This is a genomic window from Nocardioides sp. (genome assembly GCF_004803405.1).
In the GTDB taxonomy this organism is placed as follows: domain Bacteria; phylum Actinomycetota; class Actinomycetes; order Propionibacteriales; family Nocardioidaceae; genus Nocardioides; species Nocardioides vastitatis.
The window spans coordinates 1-22,317 of the sequence record NZ_SSXI01000231.1 but is presented as its reverse complement, the minus strand read 5'-3'; the positions used below and the strand labels follow the sequence as shown (position 1 = coordinate 22,317).

The 22,317-nt window shown below is 71.7% G+C and carries 16 protein-coding genes; 8 read left to right on the top strand and 8 right to left on the bottom strand.

From position 1 onward, the window contains the following. The 6 genes from E7Z54_RS16820 to E7Z54_RS16795 form a co-directional block, all read left to right on the top strand. Positions 1-764, top strand: a 764-nt coding sequence (locus tag E7Z54_RS16820) for a helix-turn-helix domain-containing protein (protein ID WP_206056329.1), incomplete at its 5' end; no start/stop codon positions are given. 79 nt (positions 765-843) lie between these two features. Continuing rightward, positions 844-2,286 carry a 30S ribosomal protein S12 methylthiotransferase RimO gene (rimO, locus tag E7Z54_RS16815; RefSeq protein ID WP_136435653.1) on the top strand — a complete coding sequence of 481 codons (1,443 nt, stop codon included), beginning with the start codon at positions 844-846 and terminating at the stop codon, positions 2,284-2,286. Next, positions 2,283-2,927, top strand: coding sequence for a CDP-diacylglycerol--glycerol-3-phosphate 3-phosphatidyltransferase (gene pgsA / locus E7Z54_RS16810; RefSeq protein ID WP_136435652.1), 645 nt, complete (start codon positions 2,283-2,285; stop codon positions 2,925-2,927). Before rimO ends, pgsA begins: the two co-directional genes overlap by 4 nt. 176 nt (positions 2,928-3,103) lie before the next feature. Then, entirely contained in the window at positions 3,104-10,468 is a 7,365-nt protein-coding gene (locus E7Z54_RS16805) for an ExeM/NucH family extracellular endonuclease (protein ID WP_136435650.1), read from the top strand. A gap of 36 nt (positions 10,469-10,504) precedes the next feature. Continuing rightward, a complete protein-coding gene (locus E7Z54_RS16800; protein ID WP_136435649.1) occupies positions 10,505-11,008 on the top strand; it encodes a CinA family protein in 504 nt (167 codons plus the stop codon). Positions 11,009-11,076: 68 nt separating this feature from the next. After that, on the top strand, positions 11,077-11,385 hold the full coding sequence (locus E7Z54_RS16795) for a helix-turn-helix domain-containing protein (protein WP_136435648.1): 309 nt from the start codon (positions 11,077-11,079) through the stop codon (positions 11,383-11,385). A 105-nt stretch (positions 11,386-11,490) separates the two neighbouring features. Here the strand turns inward: E7Z54_RS16795 and htpX are convergent, their stop codons facing one another. The 3 genes from htpX to E7Z54_RS16780 form a co-directional block, all read right to left on the bottom strand. Next, on the bottom strand, positions 11,491-12,375 hold the full coding sequence (gene htpX / locus E7Z54_RS16790) for a zinc metalloprotease HtpX (protein WP_136435647.1): 885 nt from the start codon (positions 12,373-12,375) through the stop codon (positions 11,491-11,493). A gap of 61 nt (positions 12,376-12,436) precedes the next feature. Further along, a complete protein-coding gene (locus tag E7Z54_RS16785; RefSeq protein WP_136435646.1) occupies positions 12,437-13,249 on the bottom strand; it encodes a DNA-formamidopyrimidine glycosylase family protein in 813 nt (270 codons plus the stop codon). Beyond that, positions 13,242-17,807 (bottom strand): ATP-dependent helicase, encoded by a 4,566-nt coding sequence (locus tag E7Z54_RS16780; protein WP_136435645.1) that lies wholly within the window; start codon positions 17,805-17,807, stop codon positions 13,242-13,244. The genes E7Z54_RS16785 and E7Z54_RS16780 overlap by 8 nt, the downstream gene beginning before the upstream one ends. Before the next feature lie 77 nt (positions 17,808-17,884). Between E7Z54_RS16780 and E7Z54_RS16775 the strand changes: the two genes are divergently transcribed. After that, positions 17,885-18,166, top strand: a complete 282-nt coding sequence (locus tag E7Z54_RS16775) for a hypothetical protein (RefSeq protein ID WP_136435644.1) — start codon at positions 17,885-17,887, stop codon at positions 18,164-18,166. Between the two features lie 71 nt (positions 18,167-18,237). Next, positions 18,238-18,900: a class F sortase gene (locus E7Z54_RS16770; RefSeq protein ID WP_136435643.1), complete on the top strand. Its 663-nt coding sequence runs from the start codon at positions 18,238-18,240 to the stop codon at positions 18,898-18,900. On the opposite strand, the gene E7Z54_RS16765 is transcribed toward E7Z54_RS16770, so the two are convergent. From E7Z54_RS16765 to E7Z54_RS16750, 5 genes are read right to left on the bottom strand one after another with little or no spacing between them, the layout of a single operon-like run. Next, positions 18,893-20,182: an MFS transporter gene (locus E7Z54_RS16765; protein WP_136435642.1), complete on the bottom strand. Its 1,290-nt coding sequence runs from the start codon at positions 20,180-20,182 to the stop codon at positions 18,893-18,895. The genes E7Z54_RS16770 and E7Z54_RS16765 overlap by 8 nt on opposite strands. Before the next feature lie 39 nt (positions 20,183-20,221). Then, a complete protein-coding gene (locus E7Z54_RS16760; protein WP_136435640.1) occupies positions 20,222-20,554 on the bottom strand; it encodes a TfoX/Sxy family protein in 333 nt (110 codons plus the stop codon). A 44-nt stretch (positions 20,555-20,598) separates the two neighbouring features. Further along, a complete protein-coding gene (locus tag E7Z54_RS23395) occupies positions 20,599-21,180 on the bottom strand; it encodes a TIGR03086 family metal-binding protein (RefSeq protein ID WP_168798387.1) in 582 nt (193 codons plus the stop codon). Continuing rightward, positions 21,177-21,695, bottom strand: coding sequence for an SRPBCC family protein (locus E7Z54_RS23390; protein ID WP_168798386.1), 519 nt, complete (start codon positions 21,693-21,695; stop codon positions 21,177-21,179). The genes E7Z54_RS23395 and E7Z54_RS23390 overlap by 4 nt, the downstream gene beginning before the upstream one ends. After that, positions 21,692-22,087, bottom strand: coding sequence for an ArsR/SmtB family transcription factor (locus tag E7Z54_RS16750; RefSeq protein WP_136435639.1), 396 nt, complete (start codon positions 22,085-22,087; stop codon positions 21,692-21,694). Before E7Z54_RS16750 ends, E7Z54_RS23390 begins: the two co-directional genes overlap by 4 nt. Between the last annotated feature and the right edge of the window lie 230 nt (positions 22,088-22,317).

Sequence of the window (22,317 nt, the reverse complement as noted above, 5' to 3'; positions counted from 1 at the left end):
AGCCGGGCGAGGAGATGACCGTCGTCCTCGCCGACCTCGCCATCCGGGGCGCGGCCGACCCGGTGATCGGGCCGCAGCTCGCAGGCGCCCGGGAGCGACTGCGGCTCACGGTCGACCAGATCTCCGAGCGCACCCGCATCCGGCCGCACGTGGTCGAGGCGATCGAGGCCGACGACTTCGCTCCGTGCGGCGGCGACTTCTACGCCCGCGGTCACCTGCGCACGCTCGCCCGCGTGTTGGGCATCGACGCGGCCCCACTGATCGCCACGTTCGACGAGGTCTACGCCCAGGCTCCGGTCGACCCGCGCCGGGTGTTCGAGTCCGAGCTCGCGCGCGGGACGGGCGGCGCGATCCGCAGCACCCGAGGCGGGCGCAACTGGTCGGTGCTGGTCGCCGGCGTGATGGCGGCCATCCTGGTCTGGTCGGTCGCTCAGCTCGTCATGAACGGCCCGGTGCCGGTCGGCGACACCCCGGTGCTGAACCAGAGCGGTGGCGTCTCCGACGCGGCCGCGGCCAAGGGCGAGCCGGTGCAGCTCACGCTGACCGCCGCCGGCGGCGGTGCGCAGCTCGTGGTGCGCGACGGCGCGGGCGAGATCGTCTTCGACGGCGACCTGGCGTTCGGACAGACCTCCGAGCTCAAGGTCGTGCCGCCGGTGCGGATCTGGTCCTCCGACGGCTCGGTCACCGCCGCCTTCGACAAGCGGCCTGCGACACCCCTGGGTGAGACCGGCAGCGAGGTGTCCAAGACGCTCGTGGTGCGCTGAGGTCCGGCGCGGGGACGGGCTGCAGCGAGGGCTCGACGAATCCCGGCCCGGGCGCGTCCACGGCTATCCTCGACCGGACATGACCACCACGCCCGTCTCCGTTGCCCTGCTCACACTCGGCTGCGCCCGCAACGACGTCGACTCCGAGGAGCTCGCGGGCCGGCTCGCGGCCGACGGGTTCACCCTCGTGGAGGACCCCGAGGACGCCGACACCGTCGTGGTCAACACCTGCGGCTTCGTGGACGCCGCCAAGAAGGACTCGATCGACACGCTGCTCGCCGCGGCCGACCTCAAGGAGACCGGGCGCCCACAGGCGGTCGTGGCCGTCGGCTGCCTGGCCGAGAGATACGGCGACGAGCTGGCGGCCAACCTGCCCGAGGCCGACGCGGTGCTGGGCTTCGACGACTACCAGGACATCTCCGCCCGCTTGCGGTCGGTCCTGGCAGGGGAGACGCTGCATCCGCACACCCCGCGCGACCGTCGGCTGCTGCTGCCGATCAGCCCGGCCGAGCGCCAGGCCGCCGAGCCCGTCGCCGGCCCGGGCCAGGCGCGCGACATCAAGGACTTCTCCGAGGTGCGGGCTCGGCTCAGCGACGCCCCGTGGGCTCCGCTGAAGCTGGCGAGCGGCTGCGACCGCCGCTGCACGTTCTGTGCCATCCCGATGTTCCGCGGCTCCTACCTCAGCCGCCGCCCGTCCGACGTGCTCGCCGAAGGCCAATGGCTGGCGAGCCAGGGCGTCAAGGAGCTGTTCCTGGTCTCGGAGAACTCCACCTCCTACGGCAAGGACCTCGGCGACATCCGCCTCCTCGAGACACTGCTGCCCGAGCTGGCCGCGATCGAGGGGATCGAGCGGGTTCGGGTGTCCTACCTGCAGCCCGCCGAGACCCGACCCGGACTGATCCAGGCGATCGGGTCGACGCCGGGCGTGGCGCCGTACTTCGACCTCTCCTTCCAGCACGCCAGCAACGCGGTGCTGCGTCGGATGCGGCGCTTCGGCGACCCCGACAGCTTCCTGTCGCTGATCGAGCAGGCGCGGGCGCTCGCGCCGGACGCGGGGGTCCGGTCCAACGTGATCGTCGGCTTCCCCGGCGAGACCGAGGACGACTTCCGGACACTCTGCGACTTCGTCGTGGCCGCCCGGATGGACGTCGTGGGCGTGTTCGGCTACTCCGACGAGGACGGCACGGAGGCTGCGGGCTTCGAGGACAAGCTGGACGAGGACACGATCCGCGAGCGCGTCGCGCACCTCAACGACCTGGTCGGCGAGCTGACCGCTCAGCGGGCCGAGGAGCGGATCGGTCAGCTCGTGGAGGTGCTGGTCGAGGAGGTCGACCCCGACGGCACCGGCGAGGGCGAGATCGAGGGACGAGCGGCACATCAGGGACCCGAGGTCGACGGCACCACCCGTGTCCTCGGGGTCCCGGACGCGCGCTCGGGCGACCTGCTGCGCGCGGTCGTCGTGGCGTCCGACGGGGTCGACCTGATCGCCGAGCCCGTCGGGGACTCTGGAGGAGTGGCATGAGCGTCGAAGGCACGGGGTCGGGGAGCACCACGGCGCACGAGCCGAGCAACTGGAACGTCCCTAACGCGCTGACCACGCTGCGGATCCTGATGGTGCCGATCTACGGCTGGGCGCTGCTCGTGGACGGCGGCGAATCGGTCCTGTGGCGCACCGTCGCGTGGGGCCTGTTCGTCTTCGCGATGATCACCGACAAGATCGACGGGGACATCGCCCGCAAGCGCAACCTGATCACCGACTTCGGCAAGATCGCCGACCCGATCGCCGACAAGGCGATCACCGGGATGGCCTTCATCGGCCTCTCGATCATCATGGACACCTGGTGGATGTGGACGATCACGATCGTGGTCCTGGTCCGCGAGTGGGCCGTCACCCTGCTCCGCCTGTCCGTCCTGAAGTCGGTGGTGATCGCCGCGGCCCAGAGCGGCAAGTGGAAGACGGTCGCACAGGCCGGGGCGCTCGGCCTCCTCACCCTTCCCCTCCTGGAGGTGGACGGGTGGCTGGACGTCCCCGGTGAGGTGGTCTGGGTGGTCGCGGTGGCGCTGCTCGTCGTCGCGTTCGCGCTGACCCTCTGGTCGGGCTACGAGTTCTTCCGCGACGTGTGGAAGCAGCGGCACAGCATCCGCAAGACGTCCGCGGACTGAGGGCGCAGGCCGCGATCCGTGCGGCCTGACATTGATTCTTCACCAAATCGTTGCATCGGTTTTTCTCAACTGCTTGCCAGCGGACCCTGTCGCCGACATATCGTCAGCATCCTTCCCCCTGCATCGCGCTCCAGAGCGCTGCGGCCTGCTCTGACGACCCCCCTGGAAGAACCTTGATGCGCTCTGCGAAGAAGCTCCTTGTCGGCACCCTCGGCACCGCCCTCGCCATCACCGGCCTCACCGCGCTCGCGCCGACTCCCGCCCATGCCCAGAGCACCGGCCTGATCATCAACGAGGTCTACGGCGGCGGTGGCGGCACCAGCACCGCGGCGTACTCGAGGGCCGACTTCGTCGAGCTCTACAACCCCACGGATGGGCCGCTCTCGACGAACGGGCTGTCGCTGCAGTACCGGTCCAGCAGCTACTCCGGTGCCGCGCACACTCCACTGCCGCTGCCTGACGCGACGGTGCCCGCACACAGTCACTACCTCGTGCAGGTCAGCGCGGGCACCGTCGGCAACGAGCTGCCGGTGACGCCGGACTTCACTGCGCCCTCCCCGGGACCGACGCTGAACATGGCTCAGGGTTCGGGTCAGGTGATCCTGGCTTCGGGCGCCACGGCGATCACCACCACCGGCACGTCCATGCACACGGTGACGAACGTCGTCGACTTCGTCGGGTACGGCACGGCGACCTCCTCTGAGACGAGCGCGACGGGCGTGGCCCTGACGAACGCGACGTCGACCCAGCGCGGCGACTTCGTCGACGACGACAACAACCAGACCGACTACGCGGCACCGGCGACGCCGAGTCCGGAGAGCTCCGGTCCCGCGGCCCCGACCCCGGTCGAGGCCGCGCCACGCGACGACGTCCACGTCAACGTGGGCATGGCCTTCCCCAACATCACGTTGCAGGCCTCGGGCGGCACCCCGCCTCTGTCCTGGTCCGCGACCGGTCTCCCACCCGGCGTCACCCTGGCGACGGACGGCGCGCTCACCGGAACCCCGACGACCGAGGGCACCTACCCGGTCACCGCGACCGTCACCGACGCCGCAGACCCCGCCACGACCGACGACGTCACGTTCACGATCACCGTCGCGGAGGAGCTCACGCTCCGGCCGATCGCGGAGATCCAGGGCACCGGACCGCGCTCGCCGTTCGCCCCGGCCGCCGGCAACAGCACCGGCGACGCCACCGTGCTGACCGAGGGCGTCGTCACGGCGATGTACCGCACGGGCGGGTTCAACGGCATGTACGTCCAGACCGCCGGCACCGGCGGTACGACGGACGCCACGCCGGACGCGTCCGACGCGATCTTCGTCTGGGGCAACAGCTCGATGCCGGCCGGCGTCGAGATCGGCGACTCGGTCCGGGTGACCGGCCGGGTCAGCGAGTTCTACGACGCCACCCAGATCGTGCCCTCCTCGGGCGGCGTGGTCGAGCTCGAGTCGCCGCTCGCGGCAGTGAGCCCCTTCGCGGTCGCGTACCCGAGCACCGAGACCGCCCGGGAGGCGCAGGAGGGCATGCTCCTGGCGCCGACCGACACGCTCACCGTGTCCAACGTCTACTCGACCAACCAGTACGGCGAGGTCGGCCTGGCCACCGGCGACCGGCCGCTGGTCCAGCCCACCGAGGTCGCCGACGACGACGACCCCGCCGCCCTCCAGGCGGTCAAGGACGACAACCTCGCCCGCGGCGTGATCCTCGACGACGGCGCGACCACCAACTACCTCGGCAACCAGGCGAACAAGGCACTCCCGGTGCCGTGGCTCACGAAGGCCGACGGCACGGCCAACCCGATCCGGGTGGGCGCGGAGGCGACCCTGGTGTCGCCGGTCATCCTCGACTTCCGCAACAGCCGCTGGAAGTTCCAGCCACGCTCGCAGGTGACCACCGACGGCGCCACGGTCGCGACCTTCGAGGACACGCGGGCCGACAACCTCGCACCGCAGGACGTCCTCGGCAGCAGCGGCGACCTCGAGATCGCGACGTTCAACGTCCTCAACTACTTCAACACCACCGGTGAGGCGTACGTCGCCGCCGGCCCGCAGCAGAGCCCGCCGGTCGACACGCACTGCACGTACTACACCGACCGCCAGGGCAACCGGATCGGCAACAACCAGTGCGGCGTCCAGGGTCCCGGGATCCCCTCGCCCAACGACGGTCGCGGCCCACGCGGCGCCGCGACCGAGGCGAGCCTGGCGCGCCAGGAGGCCAAGCTGACTCGCGCGCTCCTTGCCCTGGACGCCGACATCGTCGCCCTCGAGGAGGTCGAGAACTCGATCAAGCTGGTCGGCGAGACCAACCGCGACGACGCCCTGGCCCGGATCGCCCGGCTGCTGAACGACGCCACCGCCCCCGGCACGTGGGCCTACGTCAGGAGTCCCGGCGAAGCGGTGTCTGCCGGCGCGGTCGCCGAGCAGGACGTGATCCGCGGCGCCTTCCTCTACAAGCGGGCGACCGTCGAGACCGTCGGGCAGTCCGACATCCTCTTCGGCACCTCGGAGTTCGCCAGCGCGCGGGAGCCCCTGGCGCAGGCCTTCAAGGCGAAGGGCGCGCCCGACGTCGACGCCTTCGCCGTGATCGTCAACCACTTCAAGTCCAAGGGAGACAACCGGTCGCCGGTGCCTCCGGCGACCGGCGACAACGCCAACAGTCCCGACACCGGGGCCTTCAACGGCGACCGGGTCCGCCAGGCGGAGCGCCTGCTGGAGTTCGCCGACGACTTCGCCACCGGCCACGGCATCGAGGCGGTCTTCCTCGCCGGTGACTTCAACTCCTACTCCAAGGAGGACCCGATCTGGACCCTCGAGCAGGGCGGCTTCACCCAGATCGAGTCCGACACCCACGGCGAGGAGAGCTACTCCTTCTCCGGCCTGTCCGGCTCGCTCGACCATGTCTTCGGCAACGAGGCCGCGATGGCGATGGTGACCGGCGCGGACATCTGGGAGATCAACGCGAACGAGGCGATCTCCTTCCAGTACAGCCGCTACAACTACAACGTCACCGACTTCTGGCAGCCGAACCTGCCGTTCGCGACCTCCGACCACAACCCCGAGATCATCGGGATCGACGTCCCGGAATTCACGCCGACGACGTACAAGGAGATCCAGGTCGTCGGCACCAACGACTTCCACGGTCGCCTCCTGCCCGACGGCGGCAACGCCGCAGGTGCGGCGCCGTTCGCGACGGCGATCGACGAGCTGCGTTCGGAGAACCCCAACACCGTGTTCGTCGCGGCCGGCGACCTGGTCGGCGCGTCCACGTTCGAGTCGTTCATCCAGAACGACGTACCGACCATCGACGCGCTCAACGCGATGAACCTGGAGGTCTCGGCTGCCGGCAACCACGAGTTCGACCAGGGCTATGCGGACCTCGTCGGCCGCATCCAGGACCGTGCCGACTGGGAGTACCTCGCCGCGAACGTGGTGGAGCCCGCCGGCAACGACAAGCTCGCGGAGACCTGGGTCAAGGAGATGGACGGCGTCCGGGTCGGGTTCGTCGGCGCGGTGACCGAGGACCTCCTGTCCCTGGTGAACCCCGCCGGGATGGAGGGCGTCACCGTCACCGACGTGGTCGAGGCGACCAACGCGGCCGCGGCGGAGCTGAGGTCCGGCACCGACGGACAGCCGCCCGTGGACCTGGTCATCCTGCTGGTCCACGAGGGCTCGCCGACGACCGACTGCGGCTCGTCGAGCTTCACCGACGAGGTCACGGACTGGGGCAACATCGTCCAGAACACCTCGGCCGACGTGGACGCGATCATCTCCGGCCACACCCACCTGGCCTACAACTGCAAGTACCCGGTGGAGGAGTGGGCCACCGACGGCCGCGCGGTCACCGAGCGGCCGGTGGTCTCGGCCGGCCAGTACGGAACCAACCTCAACAAGCTCGTTTTCAAGTACGACGAGGCCACCGGCGAGCTCGCCGGCATCTCCCAGGAGGTCGTCGCCACGGCAGGTGTCGGCCATGCCCCGCACGCCGACGTCCAGCCGATCGTCGACCAGGCGGTCGCCTTCGCCGAGGTAGAGGGCGCCAAGCCGCTCGGCAGGATGGACGGCCCCCTCAACCGCGCGCGCTACCTCGCCGAGGGCACCCCCACGGAGAACCGCGGCGGCGAGTCCACCCTCAGCAACCAGGTCGCCGAGATCCAGCGCTGGGCCACTGACCAGGCGGGCATCGAGACCGACATCGCCCTGATGAACCCCGGTGGCCTCCGCGCCGACATGGTGGGCACGGCCGAGGGCGAGCTGCGGAGCCTGAACTACCGGCAGGCAGCCGACGTGCAGCCGTTCGCCAACACCCTGGTCAACATGGAGCTGACCGGCGCGCAGCTCGAGACGGTTCTCGAGCAGCAGTGGCAGCGCACCGCACAGGGCGGCGTACCGTCGCGGCCGTTCCTCCGCCTCGGCGTCTCGAAGGGTTTCACCTACACCTACGAGGAGTCGCCGGAGACGGTGACGGTCCCGAACGCTGCTCCCGTCGCCACCTTCCGTGGCGAGGTCACCGGGATGTGGCTCGACGGCGTCGCGATCGACCCGGCGGAGACGTACTCGGTCACGGTCAACTCGTTCCTCGCGGGCGGCGGTGACAACTTCTGGGAGCTCGCCGAGGGCAGCCGCAAGGTGGACACCGGCAAGGTCGACCTCGAGGCGATGGTCGACTACATGAAGCAGTACGGCACCGACCCGCTGCCGGTGGACTACAGCCAGCGCGCGGTCGAGGTCGCATTCCCGGCGGACGCCCCCGAGGCGTACGCGCCCGGTGAGACCGTGGCCTTCGACGTCGCGTCGTGGGCCATGTCGGCCGCCGGCGACCGGGCCGACGCCCAGGTCGAGGTGAGGCTCGGGGACCGGGTGCTGGGCACCGTCCCGGTGGACAACACGATCGGGAACCGACCGTACGACGACGTGGGCACCGCATCCGTCGCGGTGCCGCTGCCCGAGTCGACCACCGGCGGGGAGAAGAGCCTCACCCTGGTCGGGACCAACACCGGCACCGAGATCACGGTGCCGATCACCGTCGACTCGACGACCGACATCCAGATCCTCGGCACCAACGACTTCCACGGACGGCTCCTCGCGGACGGCAGCAACGCCGCCGGCGCCGAGGTGCTCTCCGGAGCGGTCAAGCAGCTGCGCTCGGAGAACCCGAACACGGTGTTCGCGGCGGCGGGGGACCTGATCGGGGCGTCCACCTTCGAGTCCTTCATCCAGCAGGACGTCCCGACGATCGACGCCCTCAACGAGGCCGGCCTGGAGGTCTCGGCCGCGGGCAACCACGAGTTCGACCAGGGCTACGAGGATCTCGTCGGGCGGGTCCAGGACCGGGCGGACTGGGAGTACATCGCGGCCAACGTCGTCGAGCCGGAGGGGCGCGACGACCTCGCCGAGACGTGGACGCAGAGCTTCGGCGACGTCGAGGTCGGCTTCGTGGGCGCGGTGACCGAGGAGCTCCCCGCCCTCGTCTCGCCGGCCGGCATCGAGGGTGTCACCGTGACCGACATCGTCGACGCCACCAACGAGGCGGCCGCCCAGCTGCGCGCGGACGGGGCGGACATCGTCGTGCTGCTCGTGCACGAGGGCTCCCCGTCCACCAGCTGCGCCTCGCCGAGCTTCACCGACGAGGGCACCGTCTGGGGCAACATCACCCAGAACGTCTCCGGCGACGTGGACGCGATCATCTCCGGCCACACCCACCTCGCCTACGACTGCTCGATCCCGGTGCCCGCGTGGGTCAGCGAGGGTCGTGCGGTCACGGAGCGTCCCGTGGTCTCGGCCGGCCAGTACGGCACCAACCTGAACAAGCTGGTCTTCAGCTACGACAGCGCAACCGACCAGGTCGTCGCGAAGACCCAGCAGGTGGTGGGGCTGACCGGCGGTGCCTTCCCGGCCGATCCGGCCGTCACGCCGATCGTCGACGCCGCGAAGGCGGAGGCCGAAGTGCTGGGCGCGGCCAAGCTCGGTGAGATCGAGGCATCGTTCGACCGGGCCCGCTACTGGGGCCTGAACTCGAGCAACAGTCCCGCGATCGTCGAGAACCGGGGCGGTGAGTCGACGCTCGGCAACCTGGTGGCGGAGGTCCAGCGCTGGGCGACCGAGACCCCCGAGGCCGGCGCGGCGCAGATCGCGTTCATGAACCCCGGCGGGCTGCGCGCCAACATGGCGGGCACCGTCAACGGCGAGGTCCGCGACCTCACCTACCGGCAGGCGGCCAACGTGCAGCCGTTCGCCAACACGCTGATCAACATGGACCTGACGGGCGCCCAGATCGAGACCCTGCTCGAGCAGCAGTGGCAGCGCAACGCAGCAGGAGGGGTCCCCAGCCGACCGTTCCTGCGGCTGGGAGTCTCGGAGGGCTTCACCTACACCTACGTCGAGACAGGGGTGACGGTCGGGACCACCGAGACGTTCGCCGGTGAGGTCACCGGCATGTGGCTCCACGGTGAGCCGATCGATCCGACCGCGTCCTACTCGGTCACGGCCAACTCGTTCCTCGCCGCCGGAGGCGACAACTTCCGCGAGTTCGCCAAGGGCGCCGGGAAGACCGACACGGGCAAGGTCGACCTGCAGGCGATGGTCGACTACATGGCGACGTTCGCGGCCGCAGGATCGCCGCTCGCCGTCGACTACCGCCAGCGCGCTGTCGAGGTCGAGTTCCCGGGCGACGCGCCCGCGCACTATGTGCCGGGCGGCACCGTCAGCTTCGACGTGGCGTCGTGGTCGATGACCGGGGCACTCGACGTCCAGGACTCCGAGATCCAGGTGAAGCTGGGCGACACCCTGCTGGGCACGGCGGGCGTGACCAACGGCGAGCCGCCGGGCACGCCGTACGACCGGTACGGCACCGCCGGCGTCTCGGTCGCGCTCCCGGACGATCTGGGGGAGGGCGAGGTCGAGCTGACCCTGGTCGGCGCCCAGACCGGAACCGAGGTCATCGTCCCGGTCTCGGTGGCCAGGGCGACCCCGACCGTCACCGCGACCGGCGGCAGACTGGTCTACGGGAAGCCGACCCGCGTGCGGGTCACCGTGACCGCCCCGGGCCTGACGCCGACCGGCACGGTGACGCTGTGGCACGGCGCGAGGCGACTGGGCAGCGGCACGCTGGCCGACGGCGCGGTCGTGATCACGATCCCCGCGAGGAGTCTGCCGCCGAGGAGTGCGCCGTACCGCCTCACGGCCAGGTACGGCGGCGACGCGGCCGTGCTGGCTGGTCAGGACGTCACCACCCTGGCCGTCGGCAAGGCGTCCCCGAGGCTCACGACGACCATCCGGCCGCAACGGATCGTGGTCGACCGGACGCGCGCCACGGTCGTCGTGCGGGTCGGCAGCGTCGACGGCGTGCCGGCCCAGGGAACGGTGTCGATCAGCAGTGCGGGCAAGGCGACCCGAACGGCACGCGTCGTCGACGGCAAGGCGACCGTGCTCCTGACGAAGTTCGCCCACCGTGGACCGAAGCGGCTCAGCATCCGGTACTCGGGCAGCGCACTGCTCGCACCGGCCAGAACGACCGAGACGATCCGGGTGGTGCGGCGCCGCTGAGCGGGCCGGTTGGCCCGCTGTGGCAGGATCCCGGCAATGGGATCACCGGCCGAGGATCTGCTGCTCGTCCTGCAGGAGCAGGACGCGACCGTCGCCACCGCGGAGTCCCTGACCGGCGGCAAGCTCGCGGCGCGGATCACCGCGGTGCCGGGCGCGTCCACGTCGTTCGCCGGCGGCGTGGTCAGCTACATGACCGACATCAAGAAGCGGGTGCTCGACGTGCCCGAGGAGATCGTGACCCAGCACGGCGTGGTGTCCGCGGAGTGCGCGGTCGCCATGGCTGAGGGAGTACGACGCCTCCTCGGCACCACGTACGGGGTGAGCACGACCGGCGTCGCGGGTCCGGAGCCGCAGGAGGACAAGCCGGTGGGCACCGTCTTCATCGCCGTCGCCGGTCCCGATCGCAGCGTGGCCTACGAGCTGGCCCTTCCGGGCGACCGGTTCATGATCCAGGAGTCGACGGTCGACCGCGCGGTCTCGGTGCTGCGCGAGATCATCGGATCGGCCGGTCGCCAACCGGAAGAACCAGCCCTCGGGTAGCGTTGAGCCCGATATCCCGGATCATCGACCGATCGAGGCCCGGACCGACGCGGGGAGAGGAGAACGAGATGGTGCTCTTTCGCCGCCTGCTCGGCGACGTGCTGCGCGGCCGTCGCACCGAGCTCGGCCTGACCCTGCGTGAGGTCTCCGGCGCCGCCCGCGTCAGCCTCGGTTACATCTCCGAGATCGAACGAGGCCAGAAGGAAGCATCCTCCGAGCTGCTCTTCTCCCTCTGCGACGCCCTCGAGATGCCCCTGTCCGACGTGCTCCGCGAGGTCGCGGACGCCGTCGCCGTCGAGGAGGCCGCCCTGGTCGCCGCCGCCCCGACCCCGATCTCCCCGCGTCGCGCGGGCGAGGTCGTCGCCTCCGCCGCCTAGCGCCCCGGAGGTCGAGGAGGCCGCAGCGCCCCCGGAGGTCGAGAAGGTCGCGCAGCGACCGTCACGAGACCGAACTTCCGGCATCGAACCGCCGGCACCGAAGCCTCAGCGCAGCTGCCCGGCCAGGGCCTCCAGCCGCGCGATCCGGTCCGCCATCGGCGGGTGGGTCGAGAACATCCGCGACAGGTCCTGCGCGCGGAACGGGCTGGCGATCATGAGGTGACTGGCGCTCTGCAGCTGGGGCGTCGGGACCAGCGGCGCCCGCGCGGTGCCGTGCTCCAGCTTGCGCAGCGCCGACGCCAGGGCGAGTGGGTCGCGGGTGAGCCGTGCCCCGTCCTCGTCGGCGTCGTACTCCCGGGTGCGGCTGATCGCCATCTGGATCACCGCTGCCGCGAACGGGGCGAGCAGCGCCATGCCGATCATGACCAGCGGGTTGGGCCGGTCCTCGTCCTGGCCGCCGCCGAAGATCGAGGTGAAGGCGAGGAACTGTCCGATCGAGCTGATCACGCCGGCGATCGCGGCCGCCACTGAGCCGGTCAGGATGTCCCGGTTGTAGACGTGCATGAGCTCGTGACCGAGCACCGCGCGCAGCTCGCGGTCGTCGAGGATCTGGAGGATGCCCTCGGTCACGCAGACGGCGGCGTGCTCAGGATTGCGGCCGGTGGCGAAGGCGTTCGGCGCCTGGGTCGGGGAGATGTAGAGCCGGGGCATCGGCTTGCCGGCGACGGTCGAGAGCTCACGCACCATCGCGTACAGGCCCGGCGCCTGAGCCTCGGTGACCGGGAAGGCGCGCATGGCACGGATCGCGAGCTTGTCGGAGTTCCAGTAGCTGTAGCCGGTGGTGGCGAGGCCGAGCAGGGCGAACAACCAGATGAACATGCTGTTGCCGGTCGCGCCCGCGATCAGGCCGCCGACAGCGAGCAGCAGAGCGAAGATGGCGGCGAACAGCCCTGCCGTCTTGAGTCCGTTGAAGTGGCTGTGCGTTCCCATGTCACGAAAACGTCGGACGACCCAGGACGTGTTCCGAGCACGCATGGGTCACAGCGATTTCTCAGGTTGACTCGGGCGGCGTGGTCGGCTGGCACGCAGGGCACCAGTAGGTCGTGCGTTCGCGGCCGGGAGCGCCGAGCTGGCCGGCCAGGATCGTCGTCCCGCAGCGACGGCACGCCTGCCGCTGGCGTCGGTAGACCCACACCGGCTCCCGGCGGTCGCCGGTCGTGACCGGGCGACCCTGCCGTACCGCCGTCTGCAGCATCAAGCGTGCGCGGCGGAGGAGCCGACGGGGGTCCTGCACCTCGCCCACCGGGGTCACCGGACTGACGCCGTGGACGAAGCACCCCTCGGCGACCCAGATGGTGCCGAGTCCGGCGACCACCGTCTGGTCCAGCAGGGCCTCGCCGAGTGGGCGGTCGCGGTCGGCGGTGAGGCGGCGCACCGCCACGTCCTCGTCGTCTGCGGTCCAGGCGCCGAGCAGGTCGGGCCCGAGGTGGCCGACGACCGTGTGCTCGTCGGCGGTCGGGAGCAGCTCGACCAGGCCGAGGGTGAAGCCGACGGCATCGGCGCCCTCGACGCGAAGCACCACTCGGGCCTCGTGGGCGGGCTTGGGCCAGCGGCGGCCGGCCGGCAGGACGAGCCAGCTGCCCTCCATCTTCAGGTGGGTGTGGAGCGTGAGCCGACGGCCGTCCGGTTGCTCCAGCCGGGTGAGCAGGTGCTTGCCGTGGGTGGCGGTGCGCTCGACGGTGGCGCCGGCAAGGTTGGTCGTGGCCAGCTGCGGCACGCGGAAGTCGGTGGCCAGCAAGGTGCGGCCACCGAGCGCCCGGTCGAGGCGGTCCGCGGTCCTGCGGACGGCATCGCCCTCAGGCACGGATCCGCAGTCCGCGCGGGGTGGCGACGAATCCGGCGGTGGCGAGCGCCTCGCGCAGCGGCGAACCGCTGCCGAGCAGGGCTGTGCCGTCGGCCTTCTCGACGGTGAGCTGGCCCAGGCTGCCGCGACGCACCGCCGTGGAGAGCGCCTCCGCCGCGGGGGTGAGCAGGTCGGGGTCGTCGGTCCAGGTGAGCAGCGTCCGCCCGCCGCGTTCGACGTAGAGCACCAGCACGCCGTCGACGAGTACGACGATCGCGCCGGCCTTGCGTCCGGGGCGGTGGCCCGCCGAGTCGGACTCCTCCCGCTCCGCACTCGGCCAGGGGAGTGCGGAGCCGTAGGGGTTCGCCGGGTCGGTCGCCGCCAGCGCGATCGCCGTCGGCTTCTGCTCGCCGGGCTGGCTGGTGCGGACGAAGGTGCGGAGTCGGTCGACGGCGCCGGCGGTGCCGAACTGCGCCGCACCGAGACCCTCGACGAAGTACCCGCGCCGGCAGCGGCCGGACTCCTCGAACGCGCTGAGCACCCGGTAGACCGCGGCGAAGCCGCCGGTGACCCTCTCGCTGACGACGGCGCCGCGGGTGACCACGCCGTGCCGCTCGAGCAGCTGCTCGGCGAGCGCATGGGCGCGGCGGGTCGGGTCGGTGTCGATGGCCGGGAGCAGCGACCAGCGCCCGGCGGTGTCGGGCGGGCCGGAGCGGGCGATCCGTCCGGGTCGACCCGGTGTGCGCCGGGTGCGGTGGGCGGCGCGACCGGATCGGGTGAGTGCACGCAGCGGCGCCAGCGTGTCGTTGGTGAGATGGCCGGCCCAGACCAGCTCCCAGAGCGCGGCACCGAGTGCCGTGTCGTCCGGCGGGTCCTCACCATCGGCACGGGCGGCGCGGTGGACCTGGTCGGCCAGCTGCCGGAAGAACCAGGCGCCTCCGGGGCTCAGCGCGTCCAGGACCCGCCGCTGGAGGGGGTCCTCGACCGTCCCGGGTGCCGGTAGCGTCAGGTGCGCCTGGTCGGCGAGGTGCAGCGAGATCCAGCCGTCGCTGCCCGGGAGGGAGCCGTGGCCGGCCCACAGCACCTCACCCGCGGCGGTGAGCTCGTCGAGCATCGACGACTCGTAGTCACGGACCCGCGAGGCGAGCACCAGCGGCTCGAGAGCACTGGCCGGGACGGGTGCTGCGGCCAGCTGCTCGACGGCGCGCAGCAGCCCGTCGGCCCCGCGCAGGCCCCTGCCGGCACGCGTCGCGTCGGTCTCGACGTGGTGCCACGCCGCCGAGAAGCGGGCCAGCGTGGTCGGCTCGACCGGCTCGATCTCGTGCCGAAGCTTGGCCAGCGAGCGGCGTCGGAGGCGTCGCAGCACCTCGGCGTCGCACCACTCCTCGCCGGTGCCGACCGGCCTGAACTCCCCGCTGAGCACTCGACCCTGCGCCTCCAGCCGCTGGAGGGTGTGGCGCACGACGGCCACCCCGAGGCCGAGTCGGGACGCCACCTCGTCGGTCGTGAAGGGGCCGTGGGTGCGGGCGTAGCGGCCGACGAGGTCGGCCAGTGGATCGGCGACCGGCTCGGTGAACGTGGCCGGGGTCCCCGGCGGGGCGGGGACGCCCAGGCCGTCGCGGAGTCGGGCGACGTCCTCGACGACGGCCCACGCGTCGCCGTACGTCATCCGGACCGGAACCACCCGGCGGGCGGCGCCCAGGTCGGACAGCCAGTCGTCGAGCGCCGCGTCGGCGACGGTGCGGGCGACCAGCTCGTCGCGGGTGAGGGGGCCGAGCAGGCGGAGCAGGTCGACGACGCCCTCGGCGCCGCGGGCGTGGCGGTCGGGGGCGGTGCGTTGCAGCTCGGCCTCGACCTCGGTGAGGACGTCCGGGTCGAGCAGCTCACGCAGCTCGGCCCGACCGAGGAGCTCGGCGAGCAGGCCCTGGTCCAGGGTCAGCGCGGCCGCGCGTCGCTCGGCGAGCGGCGAGTCGCCCTCGTAGACGAACTGGGCGACGTAACCGAACAGAAGGGTCCGGGCGTACGGCGACGGCTGGGTCGTCTCGATCTCGGTGACCGTGATCTCGCGACTGTCGACCCGCCGCAGCAGCGCCGACAGCCCGGGCAGGTCGTAGACGTCGTTGAGGACCTCACGGACCGTCTCGAGCACGATGGGGAACGACGGGTAGCGCGCCGCCACCTCGAGCAGGGCGGCCGCCCGCTGCCGCTGCTGCCACAGGGGAGAGCGGCGGCCGGGGTCACGGCGGGGGAGCAGCAGCGCTCTCGCGGCGCACTCGCGGAACCGGGCCGCGAACAGCGCCGACCCGCCCACCTCACGGGTCACGATCTCCTCGATCTCGTCGGGCTCGAACGCGATCACGTCGGCACCGGGTGGCTCGGCGTCGGTGTCGGGGATCCGGATCACGATCCCGTCGTCGGAGGCCATCGCCTGTCCGTCGACCCCGAAGCGCTCGCGCAGCCGGGCGTTGATCGCCAGCGCCCAGGGGGCATGGACCGCCATGCCGTACGGCGAGTGCATCACGAGCCGCCAGTCGCCGAGCTCGTCGCGGAACCGCTCGACCAGCACCGTCGTGTCGCTGGGCAGCACCCGGGTGGCCTCGACCTGCTCGCGGAGGTAGCCGAGCAGGTTGGCGGCCGCGTTGTCGTCGAGGCCGACCGCCTTCATGCGGGCCGTGGCCTGTCTGTCGGGGAGCGCGGCGAGCTCGCGGGTGAAGGCGCCGATCGCCTGGCCGAGCTCGGTGGGGCGGCCGGCGGTGTCGCCCTTCCAGAACGGAAGTCGTCCTGGCACGCCGGGGGCAGGGGTGACGATCACCCGGTCGTGGGTGATGTCCTCGATCCGCCAGCTGGTCGCGCCGAGCGCGAAGACGTCGCCGACCCGGCTCTCGTAGACCATCTCCTCGTCCAGCTCGCCCACCCGCCGGTTGCTGCCCTCGCCGGCGAGGAAGACTCCGTAGAGACCGCGGTCGGGGATGGTGCCGCCGCTGGTGACCGCGAGCCGCTGGGCACCCGGTCGTCCGGAGATTCGGCCGGTCACCCGGTCCCAGGTGATCCGCGGACGCAGTTCGGCGAACTCGTCGCTGGGATAGCGTCCGGCCAGCAGGTCGAGGACCGCGTCGTAGGCCGAGCGCGGAAGCTGGGAGTACGGCGCGCTCCTCCTGGCCATGTCGTAGAGCTCGTCGACGTCCCACTCGTCCACGGCCGTCGCCGCCACGACGTGCTGGGCGAGGACGTCGAGCGGGTTGGCCGGGACGCGCAGCGCCTCGATGCCACCGCTCCGCATGCGGTCGACGGCCACCGCCGCCGGCGCCAGGTCGCCCCGGTGCTGGGGGAAGAACACCCCCACCGACGTCTCGCCGACCTGGTGCCCGGCGCGCCCGACCCGCTGCAGGGCGCTGGCGACGCTGGGCGGGGAGGCGATCTGCAGCACCAGGTCCACCGCGCCCATGTCGATGCCGAGCTCGAGGCTGCTGGTCGCGACCACGGCCGGGAGTCGCCCGGACTTGAGGTCGTCCTCCACCATCGCCCGCTGCTCCTTGGAGACCGACCCGTGGTGGGTGCGGGCGAGGACGGGCGAGGCCCCGGCGGAGGCGCCGGACTGGGCCATGATCTGGGCCGGGGGATCGACTCCGTCGGCGCTCACGCCGGCCGCGATCTCGTTGAGCCGGGCCGTCAGCCGCTCGGCGGTGCGACGCCCGTTGGTGAACACGATCGTGGACCGGTGCTGCCCGATCAGCTCGGCGACCCGCTCCTCGACGTGGGGCCAGATGCTCGCGCGCACCGGGACCGCGCCCGGCTCGTCGTAGGCGCCCTGCGCGAGCTCGGTCATGTCCTCCACAGGAACCTGGACCTGAAGGTCCCACCGCTTGTGTGCGGGCGGCGCGACGATCTCGACCGGCGCGGAGCCACCGAGGAAGCGGGCGACCTCCTCCGTCGGGCGCACCGTCGCGGACAGGCCGATCCGCTGGGCAGGCCGGGGGAGCAGGGCGTCGAGGCGCTCGAGGCTCAGGGCCAGGTGGGCGCCGCGCTTGGTGCCGGCGACGGCGTGCACCTCGTCGAGGATCACCGTCTCGACGCCGCGCAGCGTCTCGCGGGCCTGGCTGGTGAGGATGAGGAAGAGGGACTCCGGTGTCGTGATCAGGATGTCGGGCGGCCGGCTGGCGAGCTTGCGCCGGTCGCCGGCGGAGGTGTCACCCGAGCGGATGCCGACCGTCACGTCGGGCAGGGGATGCGTGGGGTCGATGCGCTCCGCGGTCTGTCGGATGCCGGTGAGCGGTGCGCGCAGGTTGCGCTCGACGTCGACGGCGAGGGCCTTGAGCGGGGAGATGTAGAGAACCCGCGTCCTGCGCTCGCGGTCGGGTGCCTCGTCCGAGGCCGGCGTCGACAACAGCCGGTCGAGCCCGGCTAGGAACGCGCTGAGGGTCTTGCCCGACCCGGTGGGCGCCACGACCAGGGTGTTGCGGCCCTCGGCGATCGCGGCCCAGGCGCCGGACTGCGCGGTGGTCGGCTCGGCGAACGCGGCGTGGAACCACGCGCGCGTCGCCTCGCTGAACCGCGCCAGCGGATCGGTCGTCTCGGGCACCTGACCATCCTCCCGCACGGCACCGACAGCGGCGGTTCACACCGTTTGCGGGCCGGAGTCTCGGGCACCGCACGGGCATGACACCCCACGGCGAGCCCTTCGACGAGACACGCGAGGCCAACGAGGCCGATCTGGCCGAGCAGGCACAGGAGCTGGACGGCGGCGGCTCGGTGGACGAGTACGCGCAGGACGCCGACCGCGCCAACCCGGACGACCTCGAGCAGGCGCAGCCGCTGCACGGCGGGGAGCCCAGGGAGGAGACCATCCTGTCCTCGGACACGGCGAGCGAAGGCGACGTGCTGGAGCAGCGGGCGGTCGTCGACGACGATGACGAGGACTATCCCCGCGACGGCGGATAGTCGCGATCGCCCGATGCACCTGGCGCAGGGGTCCACAATGGGAGGAACGTCCGAGAGCACCGGGAGGCGTCATGAGCCGTGCGCTCCGCCGCGCTGCGCTGCCGACGGCCGCGGTCGCCGTGCTGGTGCTGCTCCTGGGACTGCTGGTGTGGCTGACCACGGACGACGAGCCGGAGCCGATCGGGGCGCGGGAGCCCGCGACCGCCACCACCAGCACCACGACGACTGCTGCTGAGCCGACGCAGTCACCCGCGCGCCCCGGCCCGTGCGCCGAGCCGCCCCGGCGGGCGTTCGTGCCCCGGACCATCACGATCGAGGGCGTCGCCCGCGACGCCGAGGTGATGGGCATGCCACGCGACGCCAACGGTGTGCCGGGGGTGCCGCCGGTCGCAGCCAAGGAGGCCTTCGCATGGGACCGCGGCGGGGTGCGGGCGGGCGCCCGCGAGGGGCACGTGCTGCTGAACACGCACACCTGGCCCGACGGGTCTGCCATGGGCAACGCGCTGCTCGCGGAGCTGCAGGAGGGTGAGCTGATCGTGCTGCGCGGCGGCGGCGCCGCGACGGCCTGCTACCGCGTCACGAAGCGGGTGGAGGTACGCGAGGAGGACGGCTACGCGGGTTGGGCCGCCACGGACGGCCCGCCACAGGCGGTCATCGTCGTCTGCTCCGGAGACCGACTCGGCCCGGGGCGCTGGACGCACCGGACCCTGTGGTTCGCCAGCCCGGTCAGATGACCGGCGTCGGCGCGGTCTCCGGCGCCGGGGCGGGATCGGGGACGCCGTTGACCGCACCGGAGACGTGCCGCTCGAGGGCGAGAGCCATGGCGGCGATCGCGACGCACCCGGCGATCATCGTCGCGACGTAGACGACCGCGAGGTCGTGGTCGAGCAGGAACCCGGCCGCGACCGGTCCCGCGATGGCGCCGCCCTGGAAGGCGCCGGCGGTGAGCGCGTTGTAGCGCCCACGCGTGTGGTCGGAGGCGAGGTCGTTCGTCATGGCCGGGACCGACGGCTGGAGGAAGGTCTCACCCAGCGCGAAGACGCCCATGAACGCGAGCACGCCGGCGACGGCGAGCGCACCGCCCGGCATCAGGCCGGTCGCTCCGAGCATGCCCCACGCAGCCACCCAGATCACCGCCATCACGATCATCACGCGGGTCCGCCGGCGCCCGCTGATCCTGGACAGCACGAAGAACTGCAACGCCACGATCACCGCGGTGTTGACCGCGAACCCGAGCCCGATCGCCCGGGTCGACGTCTCCGCGACCTGGCGGGCGAACCCGGGAACGCCCGCCTCGAGCTGGCCGTAGCCGATGAAGGTGGCGACGAACGTGAGTGCGGTCAGCCAGCGGACGGCGGGCAGCCGCAGGATGTCGAGGTAGCGGACCGTCGTCGCAGCGGTGTCGTCGGCGGGCCGCTCGGCCCGACCGTGGACGTGGCGCAGCGGACCGAGCAGCAGCGCCATCGGGATGAGTGCCGAGGCCGCATCGGCGAGGAAGATGGTGGTGAACGTCTCTGGCCGGTGGACGTCGACGAACAGTCCGCCGACGACGCCGCCCACCCCGATGCCGAGGTTGACGAGCGCGAAGTTCACCCCGAAGTAGCGCTGCCGGAGGTCGCCGGTGACGACCGCCGAGATGAGCGAGTTGAACGCCGGCCAGGACACGCCGAAGTTGAGCCCCACCAGGACCAGGGCGAGTGCCGCGACGGCGGGCGTGGTGGCGAAGGCGAGCAGAGCATTGCCCGCCACCATGCAGGTGATGCCGACGAGGAGCACCGACCGGGCGCCGTACCGGTCGGTCAGGACACCGGCCGGTCCGGTGACGACGAGGCCGACGAAGGCGATCAGCGCCATCAGCGTCCCGGACAGTCCGAGGTCGAAGCCGCGGACCTCGTGGAGATAGATGAGCGTGAACGGCAGCGTGAGGCCGCGCCCGAGGGTCTGGATGGCGACCGTGGACAGCAGCCATCGGCCCTCGGTCGGAAGTGCTGTCCAGAACGACCTGATCCCGATCACGGCCTCATCCTGTCGTGGGCCGCCGACACGCGCGCACGATCATTTCGGTGGCAGGCTCGCGGCGTACGACGTCCCGCGGGCCACCCAGGCCCCGAGCTGCTGCTCGGTCCGGACGTCGGTGGAGTCGACACGCAGCCAGCCCTTCATCGAGCGGCCCCGCATCTCCATCGGGAACGCCGCGGTCGACGCGAGCAGCTCCTCGGTCTGGTCGGGATCGACCCGCACCAGCAGCCCGCCCTGGCCACTGGCCGCGACCGCCATGTTGCCGCCGACCAGGAAGGCCAGCCCACCGAACATCTTCTTCTCGCTCAAGTCCGGCTGGTCCACGAGGAGCTCGCGGATCCGCTCGGCCAGCCCTTCGTCGTACGCCATGGGGCGAGCCTAGGACCGGTCGCCGACACCGGCGGTCAGATCGGTCACGCCGGCGGGCGCCAGTCCGGGTCGCGCCCGATGAACCCGATCAGCCTCGCCTGCCAGCCGGCGTCGTCGGGGACCGGGACCCGAGCGCCGTACTGCCCGCTCCGGCGCAGCATCTCGTCCATCGGCTCCATGCCCTCCAGCAGCATCCGGCAGCGCTCCTCGTCGAGCGCGTCGTCCTGGCCGGTCGCCCGGGCGAGGTCCCAGGTGTGCATGAAGACGTCGGCGGTGTAGAAGCGCGAGACCGCCTGGGGGAGTGGCATCTCCGGGAGGCGGGGATGGGCGAAGGTCTTGTCCTCCGCGGCCGGCGCCTCGAGCACCGCCTGCACGGAGGCGGCGTGATGCTCCCACGCCGCGACCGGGGCGTCGTCGACCGAGGGACCAGGCTGGAGCCTGATGTCCGAGCCGTCGGCCAGGAAGGCGGGGAACCAGTCCACCAGGTGGCGCACCACGTCGCGGGCGACCCAACCCTCGACAGGGGCCGGAGCGTCCCAGGCGCTGGAGGGAACATTCCTCGCCCGGGCCGTGAAGCCCGCAGCGACGACGCGGTGCTCCTCGGCCGGAGAGGTGGGGATGGTCATCTGGCGCTGCCCGTCTGCTCGGCCAGGATCTCGTCGAGCTTGGCGTAGCCCTCGTTGATGCCGACCTCCATGCCGCTGGCGAGCATCGCCGCGCGCTCCTCCATGGAGAAGACGACCGAGAGGATGTCGACCTCGGTGCGGCCGTCGCCGAGGTCGGTGAACGTCGCTGTCTCGAGGCTGACCGCGTCGGGCATCTCGTCGAAGCCCCAGGTCTGCGTGATCCTCTCGTTCGGCACGACCTTGTGGAACGACCCGTAGAAATGGGCCAGCTCCTCGTCGTCGCGGCGCGCGGTGTAGCGGTACTCCCCACCCGTGCGCAGGTCCCAGGTCTCGATCTCCATGTCGATGCTGCGCGGGCCCAGCCACTGCGCGACCAGCTCGGGGTCGGTCCACGCGCGGTAGACCAGCGGGAGCGGCGCGTCGAAGGAGCGGGTGATCCGCACCGTCGGGAGCTCGGGATCGGCCTCGATCCGCGCCTCGCGGGTAGGAGTGGTGTCCGTTGTCGATGTGGTCATGATGATGCTCCTCGTCGGGTGTCGTTGTTGATGCCTGACTCGGGATCCACCGCGGATCCATCGCTGTCCTGCATCCGTTCGAGCAGGGCGTCGAGTCGGCTGAACCGCTCCTCGACCTGCCGCTGGTAACGCTCGATCCACTTCGTCATCAGGTCGAAGACCTCCGCGTCCAGGTGCACCGGCCGCCGCTGCGCGTCCCGGCTGCGCGTCACCAGGCCGGCCGACTCGAGCACCTTCAGGTGCTTGGAGACCGCCTGGAGGGAGACGTCGTACGGCGCCGCGAGCTCGTTCACGGTCGCGTCCCCGGCGGCGAGACGGGCCACCATGTCCCGTCGGGTGGGGTCGGCCAGCGCGGAGAAGATCCGCGACAGCCGCGCCTCTTGATCAACCATATGGTTGATCAAACCCCGGCCTCGACATCTTGTCAACCTCCCGGTTGATATCGAGGTGGTTGGATCGGCACATGACCGGATGGCTGGTGCGGGACGCGGTGGCCGGCGGGCTCGCCGGCGCGATCGTGGGTGGCGCGCCGTCCACCCTGCACGCGCTGCTGACCGGACGGGACCCGCTCGCGGCGTCGTACGCCGCGGGCCGGATGGTGCTGCCGTCGGAGCAGCGCCCG